The sequence below is a fragment of the Thermoanaerobacter sp. CM-CNRG TB177 genome (assembly GCF_018588165.1).
In the GTDB taxonomy this organism is placed as follows: domain Bacteria; phylum Bacillota; class Thermoanaerobacteria; order Thermoanaerobacterales; family Thermoanaerobacteraceae; genus Thermoanaerobacter; species Thermoanaerobacter thermocopriae.
Map to the genome: position 1 here is coordinate 1 of NZ_JAFCAC010000023.1, position 962 is coordinate 962.

Below are 962 nucleotides of genomic sequence, written 5' to 3' on the forward strand. Positions count from 1 at the left end.
ATTGTAGCAACGTCGTGAGGATGGACACCTTCTACATTGAAGGAAATTATTCCTCCTCTTTCCTCGGCATCTTTAGGACCATACAATTTTACAAAGTCTAATTCTTTCATTTTCTGAAGACCATACTCCAAAAGCTCGCTTTCGTGATGATATATATTGGAAAGCCCAATTTTTTCTATATAATCTATTGCAGAAACAAGCACACAAGCCCCTTTTACGTTGGGTGTACCTGCTTCAAATTTAAGAGGAGGAGGCGCAAAAGTTGCACGGTCTTCAAAGACTTCGTCTATCATCTCTCCACCTCTTAAAAAAGGAGGAACATCTGAAAGTAAATCTTCTTTTATATAAAGTACACCGATTCCCATAGGTCCTAACATCTTGTGACCTGAAAAAGCGAAAAAGTCACAATCTATTTTTTGTACGTCAACAGGCATATGAGGTACGCTTTGTGCTCCATCTATCAATACTTTTGCTCCGTATTTGTGGGCAATATGCGTAATCTCCTCTACAGGATTTATTATACCCAAAACATTTGACATGTGCTGCACAGCAACTAATTTTACTTTGTCTGACATTTTTTCTTTGAAATCTTTCATAGAAAACCTAAAATCTTCATCAAGGTAGACATATTTGAGTCTCGCCTTTTTAGCTTCCGCTACCATTTGCCATGGAAGCATATTGCTGTGGTGTTCGGCTATTGTGAGTATTATTTCGTCTCCTTCGTTTATATATTTCATCCCCCAAGTATATGCTATAAAGTTTATTGATTCTGTAGTATTTCTCGTAAATATTATGGATTCTACACTTTTAGCATTAATAAATTTTTTTACTCTTTCTCTTGCCTCTTCATAAGCCTGTGTGGAAAGAGCGCTTAAATAGTGTGGGCTTCTATATACATTAGCATTTAGCTCTTCATAATATTTATCCATAGCTTTTATAACGCTAATTGGCTTTTGAGTTGT

At 36.2% G+C, this 962-nt stretch carries 1 protein-coding gene; it reads right to left on the reverse strand.

Annotated features, from left to right (window positions below; genetic code table 11):
• A partial coding sequence (locus tag I4N53_RS01545) for a SufS family cysteine desulfurase (protein ID WP_214495430.1) occupies positions 1-962 on the reverse strand: 962 nt, incomplete at both ends.